This window comes from Pontibacter lucknowensis, from assembly GCF_900156415.1.
Classification (GTDB): Bacteria; Bacteroidota; Bacteroidia; order Cytophagales; family Hymenobacteraceae; genus Pontibacter; species Pontibacter lucknowensis.
This window is the reverse complement of record NZ_FTNM01000001.1, coordinates 695,513-713,917: the sequence shown is the minus strand read 5'-3', so window position 1 is coordinate 713,917 and position 18,405 is coordinate 695,513. Positions and strand designations below refer to the sequence as shown.

General features: G+C 50.9%; 17 protein-coding genes. 4 read left to right on the top strand and 13 right to left on the bottom strand.

Annotated elements, in window-relative coordinates; genetic code table 11:
- Window positions 1-164: 164 nt before the first annotated feature.
- From BW972_RS03150 to BW972_RS03115, 8 genes are all read right to left on the bottom strand, one after another.
- Window positions 165-806 carry a heme exporter protein CcmB gene (locus BW972_RS03150; RefSeq protein ID WP_007652356.1) on the bottom strand — a complete coding sequence of 214 codons (642 nt, stop codon included), beginning with the start codon at window positions 804-806 and terminating at the stop codon, window positions 165-167.
- A gap of 292 nt (window positions 807-1,098) precedes the next feature.
- A complete protein-coding gene (gene phoU, locus BW972_RS03145; RefSeq protein ID WP_007652355.1) occupies window positions 1,099-1,773 on the bottom strand; it encodes a phosphate signaling complex protein PhoU in 675 nt (224 codons plus the stop codon).
- Between the two features lie 60 nt (window positions 1,774-1,833).
- Entirely contained in the window at window positions 1,834-2,598 is a 765-nt protein-coding gene (gene pstB, locus BW972_RS03140) for a phosphate ABC transporter ATP-binding protein PstB (RefSeq protein ID WP_007652354.1), read from the bottom strand.
- A gap of 10 nt (window positions 2,599-2,608) precedes the next feature.
- Entirely contained in the window at window positions 2,609-3,466 is an 858-nt protein-coding gene (pstA, locus tag BW972_RS03135) for a phosphate ABC transporter permease PstA (protein WP_076421002.1), read from the bottom strand.
- Entirely contained in the window at window positions 3,459-4,334 is an 876-nt protein-coding gene (gene pstC, locus BW972_RS03130) for a phosphate ABC transporter permease subunit PstC (RefSeq protein WP_076420999.1), read from the bottom strand. Before pstC ends, pstA begins: the two co-directional genes overlap by 8 nt.
- Before the next feature lie 72 nt (window positions 4,335-4,406).
- Window positions 4,407-5,405, bottom strand: coding sequence for a PstS family phosphate ABC transporter substrate-binding protein (locus BW972_RS03125; RefSeq protein ID WP_076420997.1), 999 nt, complete (start codon window positions 5,403-5,405; stop codon window positions 4,407-4,409).
- 95 nt (window positions 5,406-5,500) lie between these two features.
- On the bottom strand, window positions 5,501-6,688 hold the full coding sequence (locus BW972_RS03120; RefSeq protein WP_007652350.1) for a porin: 1,188 nt from the start codon (window positions 6,686-6,688) through the stop codon (window positions 5,501-5,503).
- Between the two features lie 294 nt (window positions 6,689-6,982).
- Window positions 6,983-8,275, bottom strand: a complete 1,293-nt coding sequence (locus BW972_RS03115; RefSeq protein WP_076420994.1) for a porin — start codon at window positions 8,273-8,275, stop codon at window positions 6,983-6,985.
- A gap of 520 nt (window positions 8,276-8,795) precedes the next feature.
- On the opposite strand from BW972_RS03115, the gene BW972_RS03110 reads away from it, so the two are divergent.
- Together BW972_RS03110 and BW972_RS03105 are read left to right on the top strand one after the other, a co-directional pair.
- Complete coding sequence (locus BW972_RS03110; RefSeq protein WP_076420991.1) at window positions 8,796-11,594, top strand: TonB-dependent receptor; 2,799 nt, start codon at window positions 8,796-8,798, stop codon at window positions 11,592-11,594.
- Window positions 11,595-11,645: 51 nt separating this feature from the next.
- Window positions 11,646-12,998, top strand: a complete 1,353-nt coding sequence (locus BW972_RS03105) for a hypothetical protein (RefSeq protein WP_076420988.1) — start codon at window positions 11,646-11,648, stop codon at window positions 12,996-12,998.
- A gap of 198 nt (window positions 12,999-13,196) precedes the next feature.
- Here BW972_RS03105 and BW972_RS03100 read toward each other — a convergent pair whose 3' ends face one another.
- From BW972_RS03100 to BW972_RS03080, 5 genes are all read right to left on the bottom strand, one after another.
- Window positions 13,197-13,379 carry a hypothetical protein gene (locus BW972_RS03100; protein ID WP_007652341.1) on the bottom strand — a complete coding sequence of 61 codons (183 nt, stop codon included), beginning with the start codon at window positions 13,377-13,379 and terminating at the stop codon, window positions 13,197-13,199.
- Window positions 13,380-13,647: 268 nt separating this feature from the next.
- A complete protein-coding gene (locus BW972_RS03095; protein ID WP_076420986.1) occupies window positions 13,648-14,640 on the bottom strand; it encodes an AAA family ATPase in 993 nt (330 codons plus the stop codon).
- Window positions 14,641-14,751: 111 nt separating this feature from the next.
- Window positions 14,752-15,216 (bottom strand): hypothetical protein, encoded by a 465-nt coding sequence (locus BW972_RS03090; RefSeq protein WP_007652330.1) that lies wholly within the window; start codon window positions 15,214-15,216, stop codon window positions 14,752-14,754.
- Between the two features lie 370 nt (window positions 15,217-15,586).
- A complete protein-coding gene (locus tag BW972_RS03085; RefSeq protein ID WP_007660960.1) occupies window positions 15,587-15,973 on the bottom strand; it encodes a hypothetical protein in 387 nt (128 codons plus the stop codon).
- A 307-nt stretch (window positions 15,974-16,280) separates the two neighbouring features.
- The gene (locus BW972_RS03080; RefSeq protein ID WP_076420983.1) at window positions 16,281-17,417 is read right to left on the bottom strand and encodes a hypothetical protein; all 1,137 of its coding nucleotides are present in this window, start codon (window positions 17,415-17,417) and stop codon (window positions 16,281-16,283) included.
- A gap of 35 nt (window positions 17,418-17,452) precedes the next feature.
- On the opposite strand from BW972_RS03080, the gene BW972_RS03075 reads away from it, so the two are divergent.
- Together BW972_RS03075 and BW972_RS03070 are read left to right on the top strand one after the other, a co-directional pair.
- Entirely contained in the window at window positions 17,453-17,776 is a 324-nt protein-coding gene (locus BW972_RS03075) for a 2Fe-2S iron-sulfur cluster-binding protein (RefSeq protein ID WP_076420981.1), read from the top strand.
- 25 nt (window positions 17,777-17,801) lie between these two features.
- Window positions 17,802-18,395 carry a thymidine kinase gene (locus BW972_RS03070; RefSeq protein WP_007660956.1) on the top strand — a complete coding sequence of 198 codons (594 nt, stop codon included), beginning with the start codon at window positions 17,802-17,804 and terminating at the stop codon, window positions 18,393-18,395.
- Window positions 18,396-18,405 lie beyond the last annotated feature (10 nt).

Genomic DNA, 18,405 nt, shown 5'->3' with positions numbered 1-18,405 from the left:
GATGGAAGCAGGCCTGCGCCTTATCCCATCTTACTTTTTATTTCTAACAGTTCTGTGGCCTGATTTGTCGCAAAGTTTCGCCCAAACTGTCTGTTAATTTTCGTTTAATCAGCTACTTGTGCTTTGTTTTGGGTTGGCTGTACCGCGCTTGTCAAAGCCATGCCTTACGAACGCCAAAGGTACGGGAACAAAATATAAGAAACAGTGACAACGATCATGTTTATGGCAAGCAAAGTAAGTAGTTCGTCGAGGCTGGCAGCCCGCTCCAGCCCATCCATGGCGTTTTTGGACATTTTTATCAGCATCAAGAGCATCGGCACTATTACAGGGAAGCTAAGCACGGCCATGAGCGTACTACTGTTGGCAGCCTTTGAGGCTATACCTGAAATCATGGTTAGTGAGGTAGCAAAACCGATGGCGCCAAGCAGAATACTCAGCAAAAACATCGGGATGTCCTCCACAGGGTTGCCTAACACAAAGGCGTAGAATACAAAGCAGATCAGCGCCAGTACCAGCATGAGGCAGGCGTTGTAAAGGATTTTGGCCAGAATGATACCCTGCGGACTTACAATAGAATAGAAATAGAGCAACCGGCCGCGGTTCTCCTGCATAAAGCTCTTGGCAATGGCGTTAACCGACGTGAAGAGCATAATAATCCAGAACAGGGCGTTCCAAACGGGCACTTGCAGCGCATTCGAGCGAAGCCCGAAGCTGAGGTAGCAGACGAACACCGTGCTGCTGACGTAGAGGAGCATGCCGTTGAAAGCATACTTCTGCCGCCACTCCAGCAGGAAATCCTTCTGCATTAAGTATATGACTTCTTTGAACAGCACCTTCGTAATTTTGCGCAAAGGTACGACACAAATTGTATAATTGCTAAAGTGGGGGTGGGGTATAGGTATAGCGGGCTGGAGCAGGAAAAGTATTTATGCTATGTCATTTCGAACACTAGTGAGAAATCTGGGGTATTAAGTTTGCCAATCCAGATTTCCCCCGTAGGTCGAAATGACAGAAAGAGATTGAATTCAGGCTGTTCGTTTCAGGAGATAATTATTCCCACAAAACAACAATTAAGTAATCAACAATTTATCAATTCAACTACTCCTTCTTTTTCTTCTTTTTACGGTGCTTCACTACCTTCGCTTCACGGTAAAAGATGATTTCCTCAGCCATGTTGGTTACCTGGTCGCCTACTCTTTCAAGCTTTTTAATGATGGAGAGGAGGGCAAGGCCTTCGGGAATCCGGTCGGGGTTATTTTGTAGGTATTTGCCGATCACCACGTCGGATTTGCGGTAGATTTTGTTCAAGGCCTTGTCCCGCTTGATGATTTGCTTAGCCAGTTTGGGATCCTCGCTCTTGAAGGCGGTACGGCACTCATTGAACATCACTAAGGCTTCGTCATACATCACCATCACATTCGTTAGCTCTACCAATTCAGGGTCGAAGGGGCGGTCGAGTTTGCAGGCGAAGCGGGCCATCCCTTCAGCGGTGTCGCCTATGCGCTCCAGGTTGGTGTTAATTTTGAGGATGGCCAGCACAGTGCGCAGGTCCACGGCTACGGGTGTGAACAAGGCAAAGAAGTTCTCGCACATGCGGTCGATCTTGAGGTCGAAGCTGTTGACTTTGCGCTCAAGCTTGATAATGCGCTGCGACAGTTCATGGTCGGCGTTCATCACGGCTTCGCGCCCGCTGGTTAGCTGGTGCTCCACCAAGTCCCACATCTCCAGCAATTTTTCCCGCAGGCGTTCGAGTTCTACATCTATATGAGGCATTCGTGTATCATTTATTTTGAGTGAGACTAATTTTTATACGTGAATCAGGTATAGGAATGCTTAACCGAAGCGGCCCGTAATGTAGTTCTGCGTGCGGGTGTCTTTCGGACTCGTGAACATGGTTTTGGTTTTGGCGTACTCCACCAACTCACCCATGTAAAAGAAAGCTGTATGATCACTCACGCGGCCAGCCTGCTGCATGTTGTGGGTTACGATTACAATCGTATAATCTTTCTTCAGCTCATAGATCAGGTCCTCGATTTTAGCTGTAGAAATCGGGTCGAGGGCGGAGGCGGGCTCGTCCATCAGGATCACCGAGGGCTGTATGGCCAGGGCGCGGGCGATACACAAACGCTGTTGCTGGCCCCCTGAAAGCGCCAGTGCCGATTTGTCGAGCTTGTCTTTTACCTCGTTCCACAGGGCTGCTTGTTGCAAAGATTTCTCGCAGGTTTCCTGCAGGATCTTCTTGTCCTTAATACCCTGAATTCTTAGACCGTAAACCACATTTTCATAAATGGTTTTAGGGAAAGGGTTGGGTTTCTGGAATACCATGCCCACTTCTTTGCGGAGCTCGTCTACCCGAACATCATCGGTATAAATATCTCTGCCGTCCAGCAAAATCTGCCCTTCTATGCGGAAGCCGTCAATGTAGTCGTTCATGCGGTTGAAGGTGCGCAGAAAAGTGGATTTGCCGCAGCCAGACGGTCCGATGAAGGCGGTCACAGCCTTCTCTTCCATGGCAATGTTGATACTTTTGAGCGCATGGAAGTCGCCGTAGTAAGCGTCGAGGTTAATGGCTTCTAACTTGCTGTGTTTTATGTTCATGGGTGAAAACTTACCATTTTATTTTCTTTTGCTGACGGTGGCGCAGGTATACCGCAATGCCGTTAAGCAAAAAGGTAATCAATAGGAGAATGATAATGGCCGCCGCCGCATTGGTCAAAAAGGCTGCCTGTGGGCGAGAAGTCCAGTTGAAGATCTGGATAGGCAATACGGTAAACTCGTCCATTGGCGAACTCGGCACGAAAGGCACGTAAGCCAAGGCCCCGATCACGATAAGCGGAGCCGCCTCGCCCACTGCACGCGAGAGTGCCAGAATCACCCCGGTGAGAATACCGCCAAACGAAGCGGGCAGCACCTGATACCATACTGTTTGCCACTTGGAAGCGCCCAGCGCAAAAGAGCCGTCGCGGATGGTGCGGGGCACGGCCTTAATGGCTTCCCGGGTTGTCACGATGATGATAGGGAGAATCAGCAGCGAAAGCGTGAGGGCTCCTGCCAGCAAAATGCCACCCAAGTTCATGATGCGTACAAAAAGCTCCAGGCCCAGCAGACCATAAATAATGGATGGCACACCCGCGAGGTTGGCGATGTTGATTTCCAGGAAATTCGAAAGCTTCGTCTTTTTAGCATATTCTTCCAGGTATACGCCAGCGGCTATACCTAAGGGGAAAGCAATCAGAGCGGACAGCACCAGAATCCAAATGGTGCCTGCCCAGGCGGTGAGTATACCTGCACGGGCAGCGCGACGCGACGGCAGGCTGGTCAGGAAGTCCCAGTCAATGCGGCCTATACCTTCAATCACGATGTCGATCAGGAAGATGGCCAGCACCACCAGCCCGATGAACGTACAGAAGATGCCGAACACCTGAAAGGCCTTGTCTTTGCGGCGGTTTTTCTCGGAGTTAGTCATACTTTTCCTGGTATTTCTTTTTGATCCAGAAGCTGAGGTTGTTCAGCAGAAATGTGAACACAAACAGCGTCATACCTGCTGCGAAAATGGTGCGGTACTCCAGCGAACCGTGCGGCACGTCGCCCAGACTCACCTGGACAATGTAAGTCGTAATCGTCTCGATGGGTACCAGCGGATTGAGTGTGAGGCGCGGTTGCTGACCTGCCGCAATTGCCACGATCATAGTCTCGCCCACTGCTCTGGATATAGCCAGAATCACTGACACCAGTATACCTGACGAAGCGGCGGGTACCATGACCCCAAAGGCGGTCTGCAGTCGGGTAGAGCCCATGCCATAGGCGGCTTCGCGCAAAGAGCGGGGCACGGCACTAATGGCGTCTTCGCTTAGCGAGGAGATCATCGGGATGATCATGATACCCATGACGATACCTGCCGACAGAGCGTTGAAACCAGCCAGCCCGGGTATAAACGATTGCAGAAAAGGCGTCACCACGGTCAGGGCGAAGAAACCATAGACTACGGTAGGTATAGTGGCCAGTACTTCGAGCAGCGGTTTGATGAAGGTTTTGAAACGGGCATTGGCATACTCGTTCAGGTAAATGGCGATGGTGAGGCCAATGGGCAGCGCCACCGCAATGGCTATGACCGTAGTCAGAAAAGTGCCCGCCACAAGGGGCATAATCCCGAACTTTTTCTCAGCGAAAAGCGGCGTCCATTCTTTCTCTGTCAGGAAGCGCACAATGGACACTTCGCTGAAAAACAGCACCGATTCCGAGAGCAATACCCAGATAATGCTGACCGTGATCAGGATGGTGATGGCGGCCGACAGCCACAGCAAGCCTTCGATTATTTTCTCCTGTACTCTCAAGGTGCTTATGATTTTAGCACAGGTATAGCCATTGTCTCCGCAGGCTATACCTGTACTGTGTATTTCAGGGAATTATTGCTGGTTGGTGGCAGTGGCGGCACCCTCTACAAACTGCTCGAACTTCTGTTTTTGCTCCTTGTAGATGTTGTCTGGCAGGGCGATGTAACCTACTTCCTGCGCCAGTTCACCCGCGTTGTCGAGGTAGAAATTGATGAAGTCCACTACTTCCGGTTTGTCGATGGCCTTGGAGCTAACGTACAGGAACAGCGGACGGGAAAGCGGCGCGTAAGAACCGTCTTTCACAGTCTCCAGCGATGGCAGAATGGCGCCTGCACCGTTGCTGTCGTCTTCGTCGTTTACAGGTATAGCCTTAAGCTTGCTCTTGTTCTCTTCGTAGTAGGCATAGCCAAAGAAGCCCAGTGCCAGCGGGTCAGTCGATACGCCCTGCACCAGCACATTATCATCTTCGCTGGCGGTATAGTCACCGCGGCTGGAGTGGCTCTTGCCCACAATGGCTTCGGTAAAGTAGTCGTAGGTGCCTGACTCTACGCCTGCCCCATAGAGGTGAATCTCCTGATCAGGCCATTCCGGGCGAATCTGGTTCCAGCGCTTGATTGTGCCCTGTGCTTCAGGCTCCCAGATTTTCTTCAGTTCAGCCACAGTGATGTCCTGTGCCCAATCATTGGATGGGTGCACGACCACCGTAAGACCGTCGTAGGCCACCGAAAGCTGCACAAACGAGATGCCGTTTTCGCTTGCAGTTTGCTCTTCGGAAGCGTTCATGGCGCGGGAAGCGTTCACGATGTCAATCTCGCCACGGGTGAATTTCTTCATGCCGCCGCCTGTGCCCGACACACCTACGGTTACTTTCACGTCAGGAGCCTCGGCACGGTATTCTTCGGCCACTGCTTCTGTCACAGGGTACACTGTCGATGAGCCGTCGATCTGGATAGAGCCCGTCAGGTCGCTATTTCCTTCCTGGCCATTGCCGACGCAAGAGGTCATCACAAGCGAAGCGCATAGTAGTGTTGCTGCGCTGAATTTTAATCGGGAGAAGCTAAGTTGTAGCATACAATTCGATTTTGGTTTATAAGATGAGTGTGATCGGTTTATGTTGAATTGTACTATGTTATGCGGATATACTGTTTTGGTAATCAGGTAGTTGTTTAGAAAGCTAATTCCATTTGCAGCCTGAACTGAGTTTGGTCTTCGCGTTCTGCTTCCTGTGTGAATGTTACGTCACTCTGTACCTTGAGCGAGTGCCCCACAATGTACCTGGACACACCCAGTGTATACTGCTCCTGATTTCGCAGTCCTGTTTCGGCTGTCGGATTATAGTCGGTGTAACGGCCTGCTACTTCCCAGTTGCTCGGCATAAGATAGCCTGCCTGCAGGTTTAGGGCGGTGCCAGTTACAAAGGTTTCTGCCACGTCACCAAACTCGTCCCGCAGTACCACTGGTCCACCCGGAGCTTTTCGGTTGGCATACTCACCCATGGCCGAAAAGCCACGGTACTTGAACATGGCGTCTACGAACCAGGTGCGCAGGGTGCGTGTTTCGCTCAGGAAGTCGCCAAGCTGTGCCTGTTCGCGTGCGGCGTTGTTATTATAGTCGTAGGAAGCGGCCAGCGAAAGTTTAGGTGTTTGCTCACGCTCGATGTCGCTGCTCACATAGTCGCCGTTGCCTTTAAACTCGCCGAAGGGCAGTATTTCAACACGACCTGTGTAATCGTATCCTCCTGAGTTGTTCACGGTGATGTCACGTCCCTCACCCATCGAGATAGACCCGATCTCTCGCAACACGACCTGTCCCAGTTGGTGCTCGTGGTGTAGCTGCAAGCCGGCGTCACGGTCAAGGTTAAAGCGGGAGTTGAGCAGGCTGCGGTCTACGAACTGAAGTTTCTGTGAAGAGATCACCCGTTCCCGGTTACCCGGCAGTTTGGTCTGTCCCACCCACAGCCGCAGGTTAGGCGTGAGCGCCCACTTGGCCACAGCATCCAGTATAATGTTGTCGGCATTGTTGGTCACGTCGGGTACATCGCTGCCGATATCGCTGTTGCTTAGGCCGAGCTCTATTTTATACACGAGCCGTGGCGAGAAGGCAAAACCATCAAATTTGAGGCGTGACCGTCGCACAAGGAAGCGATCTTCCCAGTTTTTTGTATTCGGGTCGTAGCCGCCCTGGTATTGCAGCTGGAAGCGAGCCCCAAGTTGCAGACTAAAGGAAGAGTCGGCTGCAATGAACTGTAGTCCTTTGCCAAACGTGCTTTTATTTATGGTCTGAGCTTGTGTGCTGAAGGTACTGAGGCAGATGGTGAAGAGTGCTAAGAGCACTCTTGTGGTGTAGTGGTTCACGTGCTGTATTAGTTAAGGTGAGAATTAAGCTAATGCCATGCAATTTTTATAGGTTAAGCCGCGGTAGTCTACGCCGCGCCTTGTTTTTGTTTTTTCAGGATTCGCCATGGTTAGTCAGGCCATTTATGCTGTTCCTGAATCACGCTACAAAATAACGCCTCTAGTATTACCTGAAGGTTATGGCCATATTACGAATATGTTAAGGATTGAGGTATGGAGGGGCTAAGGTATAAACGGTAACAGCCGCTGGCTCCAATAAACCGGCGGCTGCATGAGGTATAGTATAGCCTTAACTTAGAAGTTGAACTGAGCCTGTAGTCGTAGGCGGCTGCCATGCTGGCTGTTGTCGAAGTTCTGGGCGTTGCGGATGGTGCGGTCGCCGATGCTGTAGTCGGCTGTCAGCTCTATGCTTTTGTGCACCAGCCACTCTACACCAATCTCGGTTTCATATACGCTATAGCTGGGGGCGTCGCGTTCATGCTTCTTGCCTCCTTCGTAGTGCTGCAACTTTACGAAAGGGATAATTACCTGCGAACCGACTTCTTTGCGGTACATGGCCTGGGCGTAGCCACCGTGCAGACTCTTTACTTCAATGGCATTAGTCTCTGGGTTAAACTCTGGACCACGGCCTACGTTGTATTCCGCCTGAAAACCGAATGGCTGCGGGTATACGACCAGGGTGGCTGCGATGCGCTCATCGTCAAAACCGTCTTTCAGATATTTGTCAGCTATACCTACGCCTGGCGAGAGTTGGTCCGGCGTGACAGTGTACTTGCCTTTGTAAGCCTGAATGCCGGGCTCAATAATTTGTTTGTTGCCTACCAGCAAAGGGTAGGAGAAGCGAGTAACCACGTGCTGCGTATTGTTGGCTTCAGGGCGGTTGGCTGTCTGGCCGTTAAAGATACCGATGCCGAATACACCATAGTTTCCAGATCCCTTCAGGCCAGCGCTGGTCAGCATCTCAAAGCGCTCCTGTATTACCTCAGGCGTCCAGTAAAAGAAAATCCCCAAATCACGCTCGTTGGCTATAGCACTGTTCAATCCGTCGTTTCGGTCAAGAGCCAAGCGGTTGCTGCTCGACTGCAGGTTCTCAAAGCCGTAAGGAATCTTGCTTTGACCCACCCGGAAGCGGTATACCTTGTCCTTGTCGAGCGACACGTCAAAGTAGGCGTCGCGGAGCTGGAGGAAGTGCAGGGCGTTAGAAGAAGGCGAGGAAGCGAAGTCAGGCTGAATATAGATCGAGAGACGATCACTCACATCACCACTGAAGATCAGACGGCCACGACGCAAAAACACGCCACCGCCCTCACCAAGGGATTTGTCGCACTGGTCGCACTTGAGGTTGGGATTGGTTTCAAGCAGGCGGTTGTAGCGCACCTGGGCATAGCCACGAAGTGAGATTCTTTCATACCAAGCCTTCTTTTTAGGAGCTTCCTGCACTGCCGCCGGGGCTGGCTGCTGCACAACCACTGACGTGTTTTGTACAGTGGCAGTATCTGTGGTCTGCGCCTTTACTTCCTTTGAAAACAAAAAGCCTGTAGCTAGCCCTGCTGTGAGGATAGCACGCGTTACGGTTGTTACCTTCATCTTTGGGTGAGTATGGGTTACTAAAGCCTTAGTCTGTTTCCGCCGCGGAGTCTACTCGCTTTGGGAAGGCTCTGTCGAATCTGAAAAAGAGCTATGAGTTTGATTCATAGTACTGTTTTACTTTCAACGCCGCAAAGGTCGGGTGCTAATGTTACTCGTCTGTTATGGCTATGTTAAGTTTATGTTACCAAAATCCTGAGTAGATATAAATCTGTTTTGGGCATAGGTATGGGCGCTGATATGGAGGGAAGCCATGATCCCGCATCATCAATAGGTAGAGAAGGGAAAATATAGACTATAGAGACGGCAGAGGAGAAAAACGGCCATTGGCTATACCTGTTCAGAATTACCATTATACGTGCTTTACAATAATAAGGAGTAGCCAAAACAACATTGAACGCATACTTAACAGTGACTTAACAAAGCACCTCGATCTTTAACAGTTTAGTAACCGGGCGGTAATTTTAGCTTAAAAGGCCGACTCTACTTTTGCAGCGAGACTAAGATACAGTTAAGCGCAATGAAATCACTTTTAACACTTCTCACCATCCTGACCACCACCGTTTTCGGTTTTGCCCAGCAGGGTACGCTGTCAGGTAAAGTAACAGACAAATCAAACGGCGAGGCCATCATCGGTGCCGTGGTCTTTATCAAAGGCTCTTCCAAAGGCACTGTTACGGATTTTGAAGGTAAGTACAGCCTTCCGCTCGAGGCCGGCCTGTACCAAATCTCCATCACGTCGCTCTCTTATAAACCTACGGAGCATACCAACATCAAAATAGAAACAGGCAAGACCACCACCTTGGATGTGCAGATCGAGCAGAACAGCACCGAGCTACAGGCGGTGACCATCGTGGGAACGCGGCAGACCAACACCGAGCTGGCCCTGATGGAAAACATGCGGCAGAGCGAAGTAGTGGTAAGTGGTGTGTCAGGCGAACAGATTGCCAAGTCGCTGGACCGCGACGCCGCCGAAACCGTGAAGCGTATACCGGGCGTCACAATCATGAACGACCGTTACGTGGTGATCCGGGGCATGAACCAGCGTTATAATACCGTGATGCTGAATGATGCCCTCACACCCAGCACCGAGCCCGACGCCAAAGCCTTCTCTTTCGATATCCTGCCGACCAGTGTGATCGACCGGATCATGATCTACAAGAACGGATCGCCGGAACTGCCGGGTGAGTTCGGTGGTGGTGTGATCAAGATCTACACCCGCAACGTGGTGGACGAAGACAAGACCTCCATTTCTTTCTCCAGTTCCTACCGCTCCGGTACTACTTTCCGCAACTTCAACACCTACAACGGCAGCAAAACGGACTTCCTCGGTTTCGACAACGGCTACCGCGCTATACCTAAGAGCTTCCCGGACAACCTGAATAGTGTGAATCAGGAGCAGCGCAGTGTGCTGGGCCGCGACCTGCCAAACTCCTGGGCACCCGAACTGGTGTCGGCTATACCTGACATGCGCCTTTCGTTTGGTGTGAACCGCAGACTGGATATCGGCTCGGTGCGTCTGAGCAACGTGTCGGCTGTGTCGTACAGCAACACGCGCACTAACACGGTCGGTACACGTGACACCTACCTTTCCTTTATACCGGAGCTGGGCCGCAGCGAGCGCCAGTTTAGTTTCAACGATGAAGTGTCGGCGCATAACGTGCGACTGGGTGTGATCCACAACTGGACCGCCCGCCTCAGCAATAACCACAAACTGGAGTTCCGCAACCTGTTCAACCAGCTGGGCAGTAGCGAAGTGCTGCGTCGCGAAGGTATAGACTTCTCCAATGCCAATCAGGAGCAGCTCAACTACTCGCTGCGCTACGAGAGCCGTACCATTTACTCCGGCCAGCTGCAGGGCACGCACGACCTGAACGACGAGAAAAGCACCCTGACCTGGACAGGTGGTTACGCCTACACCAACCGCAACGAACCAGACTACCGCCGCTTCCGCACCTTCCGCGATGCCGGCTCTGCAGGTCCTTACGAAATGACTTACAAGTTCACGCCAAGTTTGAACGACGCCGGTCGCTTCTACTCCGAGCTCGACGAGAACACGGTGATGGCCAACACCCAGTTTGAGCACCGCTTCAGCACGGCAGACTCCGCTGCCGAGCATGCCCCGAAAGTGAGAGTGGGCCTGTACGCCGAGCGGAAGCACCGTAACTATGACTCCCGCTACTTCTCTTACATACCTGCCAACATCGGCTCTTTCGACAACAGTATTCTTTTCCAGCCATATGATCAGGTGTTTGCACCGGAGAACATTAACAGCCAGACGGGCTGGCGAGTGGAGGAAGACGCTAATCCGCAGAACAACTACGAAGCGCAGAGCAACTTACTGGCCGGCTATGTGGGCGGTGCAACGCCGCTGACAGGTGCATTGTCGGTATCGGGTGGGGTGCGTGTGGAGTACAACGAACAGGAACTGCGTTCGGTGAATCTGGATGGCTCACGCCTTAATAGAAGTAACCCGGTGTTAAGCGTGCTTCCGGCAGCTAACTTCACCTATACCTTCAATCCGCGCTCCATGCTGCGGGCTGGTGCGAGTATCAGCGTCAACCGTCCGGAGTTCCGTGAGCTGGCCCCGGCCCCTTACTATGACTTCATCAATTTGCTGGAAGTGACGGGCAACCCGAACCTGGAGACAGCCACGATCTACAACGGCGATCTGCGATACGAATTCTACCCGAACCCCACAGAGATCCTGTCATTGGGCGTGTTCTACAAGTACTTCAACAAGCCGATCGAGACGGTGTTCCAGAACACGAGCGGCGCTAACAGCATCACTTTCGACAATGCCCGCCAAGCCTACAGCTATGGTCTGGAAGCCGAGGTGCGCAAGTCGCTGCTGGGCCTGACCGCCTCACCACTGGTAGACAACCTATCGCTGGTGCTGAATGCCGCGCTGGTGCAGAGTCGCGTGCAACTCGACGAGAAGTACGACAACCAGAGCACCGACAGACCCATGATGGGACAGTCACCATACGTGGTGAACACCGGACTGTATTATCAGGATGATGCCCGCCAGTTGCAGTTCAGCATGCTCTACAATGTGATCGGTACCCGCATCTTCGCGGTGGGCAGCAACCTGCGCCCGACCGTGTACGAACTGCCCCGCAATGTGATCGACTTCTCGGTGACCAAGGCCTTCGGTCAGAATCTGGAGCTGAAGGCAGGTATACAGGACATCCTCAACCAGAAGACACGCCTGATCCAGGACTCCAACGACGATGCCAAAATCACAGGTATAGACGAGTCCTTCCGCGAGTTCCGCAAAGGCCGCTACGCCACGATGGGCGCCACCTACAAGTTTTAAAAATTGATTTCCCAATAGAAAACCAAACCCATATACCTTAATTCATTACTTATGAAAAAGCTATTTAATTTATTACTGGTTGCTGTTGTTTCAGTTTCCCTTTTCGCCTGTGACAAGGATGACGACACAGACGAAACAACACCAAAAGGCATCGAATTCACGATGGTTCAAGAGAGCGGCATGACATCCGTTTCAGGCTCTACAGAAGAGAACTTCACGATGAAAGCCGGCACAAAGTACTTGCTGAAAGGCTTTGTGTATGTGAAAGACGGCGCAACGCTCACCATCGAGCCGGGTACCATCATCATGGGTGACAAAAACTCAAAAGGTACTCTGATTGTGGAGCGTGGCGGTAAGATCATGGCGCAAGGCACCAAGGAGAAGCCGATTGTGTTTACATCGGCTCAACCAGCCGGGCAGCGTGCCGCTGGTGACTGGGGTGGCCTGATTATCCTGGGCAAGGCTCCTGTGAACCTTGGTAACAATGCCCGTATCGAAGGTGGTGTGGACCGTGAGTACGGCGGCACAGACGCCAACGACAACTCGGGTGTATTGAAGTATGTGCGTATCGAGTTTCCAGGTATAGCCTTCCAGCCAGACAACGAAATCAACGGCCTGACCATGGGCGGTGTTGGATCTGGTACCACAGTGGATTACGTGCAGGTTTCTTACTGCGGTGATGATGCTTTCGAAATGTTCGGTGGCACGGTAAACGCCAAGCACCTGATCGCTTACAAGACAGTGGATGACATGTTCGACACGGACAACGGCTACTCAGGCAAACTGCAGTTCCTGCTGGGTATCTCTGACCCGAACATGGCCGATGTGTCTGGTTCCAACGGCTTTGAGTCGGATGGTGATGCCCAGGGTTCTGACGCTACACCGAAAACTTCGGCTGTCTTCTCGAACGTGAGCTTGTTCGGCCCGAGAGCCACTGAGAATACGCAGTTCAACAGCAATTTCAAGCGTGGGATGCACATCCGTCGTAACAGTAACATTCAGGTACATAACTCATTGTTCGCTGGCTGGCCGACAGGCTTGCTGCTGGACGGTACCAAGTCACAGGCTAATGCCACAGCAGGTACGCTGGCTATCAAAAACACCGTAATCTCGGGTTCTCAAAATGCCCTGACAGTAGAGAGCGGCAGCACATTTGACGTGGCGGCCTGGTTCAACGCAGCAGACAAAGGCAACAGCGTAGTGGCGGATAATGCGTCACTCAACATCAGCGGTAGCTTCAACCAGACTGCTCGTCCGGTGTTCACAGGCAACAGCCTGCAGAGCGGCGCTAGCTTCGACGGACTGGACAATTTCTTTGAGCGTGTGACTTACAGAGGTGCTTTCGGCTCAGAAGACTGGACTGCTGGCTGGGCTAACTTCGACCCGAACAACACAGCTTATTAATTATAAAAACACTGATTGCGCAAAATGGGTGAGATCAATTGCGGCAATCAATAGTAGTGTGGCTTAGTCTCCCACACTACGCCCAAGACCCGCTCTTACGAGACGGGTCTTATTTTATGCCTATACCTGTAGGAGGATTACAGCACAGGTATAGCTGGCCTATACCTGTCAGGCTAAACCTGCAAAGTAGGCTATACCTTAAAAATCGGTAACAGAACTGGTGTCGCCGCCCAGGTACTGAAACAGGAAGTAAGCCAGTACAGCCAGCACGATTATACCTAAACATCCGATGCCACCGCAGCCACCACGGCCCCTGCCACCACCGCCTCGGCCACCGAACAATTTACTTAACATCCAGAATTTGAATAAGCCTCTTAACATGGTTTATACCTTACCTTAAGTTCGAAATTATAAATCTGATGTGGCTACACATTGTCACAGGCAAATCAGATTTAAAACTTACGCGAATGCAAACAAGGTAGTTCAGGATAACAGTAGTATGACAACTGGGAGGAGTAAGTTTAGGGAATCGCTACTCTTCGGATTGCTAGAATCAGATGGGTAGAAAAGCCTGGCTTTTGCCTAAAGCAAAACAACCCCGGCCATAAGTATAGCCAGGGCTGTTATGTTGTACTGGTATAGCTGTGTTTTAGCTGATCGGCACTTTTCTTAAAATCGCCTCGATGAAATCCTTTGTGCGGATGCCATCTGCCTCTGCTTCGTAGTTGAGGATAATGCGATGGTTCATCACGTCGTGAGCCACTTCCTTGATGTCCTCGGGAAGCACGTAGTCGCGGTCGTCGAAATAGGCGATGGCTTTGGCGGCACGGTTGAGAGCGATGCTGGCACGGGGTGATACACCAAACTGGATGTAATCGGCAAACTCGTTCAGATCGTACTCAGCAGGGCGGCGGGTCGCAAACACCAGTTCGATGATATACTTCTCGAGCGTCTCTGATATCTGCACCTGGTTGATCTCGCTGCGGATGGCGAAGATGTCTTCCTTGGAAAGCACCTTATTCACATTATCATTGAAAGCCATGTTGGCCATGCGGCGCATGATCTCCAGTTCGTCTGCTTTCTTCGGGTAGTCGATGTATACCTTCATCATGAAGCGGTCGACCTGCGCCTCCGGCAGCGGGTAAGTGCCTTCGTGCTCCACCGGGTTCTGCGTGGCCAGTACCAGGAAAGGAAGATCCAACTTATAGGTAGTCTCGCCGATCGTTACCTGTTTCTCCTGCATGGCCTCCAGCAGCGCCGACTGCACCTTGGCAGGGGAGCGGTTCACTTCATCAGCCAGAATCAGGTTGGCGAAGATAGGGCCCTTCTTTACCTCAAACTGGGAGGCATTCTGGTTATAGATCATAGTGCCGATCAGGTCGGCAGGCAGGAGGTCCGGTGTGAACTGAATACGCTGAAAGTCGAGGCGTAGGGCGCGGGCCAGTGAGTTAATGGTAAGGGTTTTGGCCAGGCCTGGCACGCCTTCCAGCAGGATGTGGCCTCCGGTAAAAAGACCGATCAAAAGGCGGTTCACCATATAGGACTGTCCCACTACTACTTTCCCCACTTCCTGAAAAACCTGCTTTATCTTCTGCTGGTGGTCTTTCACCTGGTCCGGATATACTAATTCGTCTGCTGGCATAGCTCAATGGCATTTAAAGGCCCTAAATATAGTGATTCTAAGGGAGGGGCGCAATTAAATGCTTCTGGCTATGTCGCCATGGTATAGGGAGGGCTAAAAGAAAAGAGCGCCTTAGGCGCTCCTTTTATGTTCTGTCTCAAATATGATGGAGTTACTGGCCTGTTGCTTCAATGCTTCCATGCGCTCTCGCTTGGCTTGTCTTACCAATTCTATCATGCTGTTGAGCCTGTTTTCCTCTACATCTTCGATCGGCAAAATCATAGTGGTATGAGGTGACTCGATGTGGATGCGGTGCTGTCGCGTCATCAGGTACAGCATCAGGAAAAAACCGCTCAGCAGCGCAAAGGCATCGTTAAAATAAACGAAAAAAGCCGAAACGACGCTAAAAGCAAGGTATAGGGATTTGCCTGTGGCTTTAATTTGCCACGAAGTGATATCTTCGAGCATAACGGACTGGTAGCTTCTGAAAAGCCAGTTGTTCTGCCGCAGAATAACGCGGTGTGTGGTAAGCGTCAGCTTCTTATCCACCGTTTGGATAAGGTGCCTTTCTCCACCAAGAAGTCGTGTTACTGCCATTCCTGATGGAGCATTAAGTTTGTTTATTTTCGTGTTGAGTCGTAGCGAGTGTATCACAGCTAAAAATTGGTGTTATCTATACCCAGGATTCCCGGAAGCACCAAAGGGTTGCATGCAAGTCCGGAACAAAGTTAAATAAATAATAATTCTTATACGAAGCCAATTAGCTCTGTATAGGTTTTATTATAATTTCACCCCAGTGGTACTATACCTACGGCAAGTAACTTTTTAGGATTGTAAATTAGTCTGCAAAAAGTTTGCCCATTTGAGTGATTTGTAATAAAAATTAAAAATAAATTATATTTATATATAGAAGAAGCCGCCCTAAACGTTTAGAGCGGCTTCTTCTATAAGTGCTTTCGGGTTATTTCTAGGCAGTTAGGTAAAATTCTCCTTCGTGTCCATGCGCACGCTGGTTCTTGAAGCGACCAATATCAGTCTGCATATTCTCGTAAATTTCCAAAATTTCTTCTGAATCCTGTGTCAACGGTTTTATGTGCTCAAGCAGTAATTTAGCTGCCAGCGGATAGAACTTGGAGTCGTCCGTATTTTTGGCATTTACTTTAAAACTGCTTACATGCGTTTCCAGCTTTTTCAGGCTAGGGTGTTCGCCCTTGAACTCCTGTATGGTGTCGCGGAGCTTCTCCCGTATCATCAGGTACAAATCCTCTTCGAAGGTCATCCCGAAGTCATCATCCTCCTCTTCATCATCGAAGCTGTAATCTAAGTCTTCATCGTAATCGAAATCGTCTCTCATGGCTGATAATAAGGTTATTTTGAATTGTTAGTACGCACAGTTGTTCTTTGGGTGTTGCATAAAGTATACTGTTTTCTTTCCGAACAGATACATAAAAGCAGGGCAGCATCTGATTTAAGCTCCCAAAGAAAATGCATAAATAATGTTTCGTATTCGTTTTTGCAATGCCTCAGGGCACACCTGTATTGAATTATTTTGCTGTTGAAAAAAATGTGACGGGATATTGAATTGAGATTAAAGCGGATAGGCATAAAAAAAGACCTGCTCCCGAAGGAGAGGTCTTCTCTGTAATGTCGACTGCCTGTGCTTAGGAGAACTTGCGTTCGATCAGGCGGAGCAGTTTGTTTACGCTGTCCTGCTTCTTGCTCCAGTCATATTTGCGGGCCAGGTCATGGGTGACAAAGTGCATCGCCTCTTCCGGAGTTCTGAACTGGTCTAGCTGCTGGATGGTGTTGTAGTAGGTCATGTTGTCGCCGTCGAACAGCTCGTTGATGAAGCTGAAACGCTGGTTGATCGAGATAGAGTTTTTAAGCGACTCAATCTTACGGTTGCTCAGCGAATCGCCAATAGAAGCGGAAGCAGGCTTACTGAATTTCTCGTTCATAGTCGGACGCTCCGCCTTAAAGCGCTCGTTTAGGTTATTGTCTGAGATGGCGGCAGGTCTGGGTGCAGCTGCTACCGGCGCGGGAGCAGGTGTAGCCACAGGTGCAGAGGCTTCTCGTTGTGCCATATGGATAGGCGCTACCACATCCTTTTCCTCCACAGGAGCGGCCGGCGTAGGCTTGGCCAGCGAAGCAGCATAAGCAGCCAAAGGCGAGATCTGCTCCTGTCTGATCTCTTCTTCTGTAATTGGCAGTAGGCTGTTGAATGCTTCCAGTACTTCTGACAGCGGCGCAATGCCATCACGGTTAGCGTTCAGGTATAGCCTGAAGCGGCTCAGGATATAATCGCGGTCGCGGTTGGAAGGGGAGAGCGTGCCTATAAAGCCTGTAAACAGTTGTTTGTCCAGGTCAATGTACTTCAGGTTCTCCTGCAGTTTGGGCAGCGTGATGTCTTCCTGAATGCGCAGGAATTTCTCTTCGAAAGTGGCTACTGGTGCCAGCTTGAGCAGGAATGTGTCGTAGATCGCCTTCTGAAGGAGCGGCTCAAAAGCATCGCGCTTGATCAGGATTTTGCGCGAGAGCACATTCATAAAGTTGAGCAGCGCTTCCTTTACCTCTTCATGCTCATAGTCAAAGTAGGGGCTGCGCAAGTTGGCCATTTCGTGGTGCCACTTGAGCAGGAGCTCTTTTATTACAAACAAATTGACCTGTTTAATGGGCGTAAAGCCAATTAGTTGGGGTCCGTTAATCGTGTCGTGCGCAGCAAAGTGACGGTCACAAAGTACATTTGCCAGTTCTTTGCTGTAACGTTCAAGCCTTAATTGATTATATTTGTCTTCCATTGGTATACCTTTCTTTCGTAAAGTTAATAAATAATATGCCAAACTTAACGGTGCAAAACCTGTTCGATCGGCAGGTAAAAGTGGCACCCGGCCAAACACTGCTGCAGGCCATACAAGCCGAAGGCATCGACTGGATGCACGCCTGCGGAGCCAAGGGGCGCTGCACCACCTGCCGCATCATTGTGCAGGAGGGGCTGGAGCACTTCGGGCCGCTCACTGACAGCGAGCAGCGCTACCGTGAAAGAGGCCGCCTACAAGCTAACGAAAGACTAACCTGCCAGTGTACATTAGTAAGCGGAGATGCCCAGGGCCGCGTGCCCCGGCAGACCATGCTCCCGCACATGAAGTATAGCAACTAGCCAATCAGCCATTACGAAATAGTACATGTTTATAGAACCGCGCGTAGGTAACGAAAACCACGCAATCAGAAGAGGGTGGATAGAGGTGATCTGCGGATCGATGTTTTCGGGGAAGACCGAGGAGCTGATCCGGCGACTGAACAGGGCCAAGATCGCCAAGCAGAAGGTGGAGATATTCAAGCCGACCATCGACAAGCGCTATCATGAAGAGGATGTGGTGTCGCACAACGCCAATGCCATACGCTCTACACCGATAGACTTTGCGCAGGACATGCTGCTGCTGGGCGGCAGCTGCGATGTGGTAGGTATAGACGAAGCACAGTTCTTTGACGACGGCCTGGCTGAGGTATGCGTGAAGCTGGCCAACAGTGGCGTGCGTGTGATCGCCGCCGGCCTGGACATGGACTACCTGGGCAAACCCTTTGGACCGATGCCGGCTTTGATGGCGGTGGCCGAGTATGTGACTAAAGTACATGCCATCTGTGTGCAGTGCGGTGATATTGCGACTTACTCTTTCCGCAATGCTTTATCAGAGCAGCAGGTGCTGCTGGGTGAAACGGAATCCTACGAAGCCCGCTGCCGCCACTGTTTCCAGGAGGGAATCAAACAGAAGAAATAAATTGGTAGTG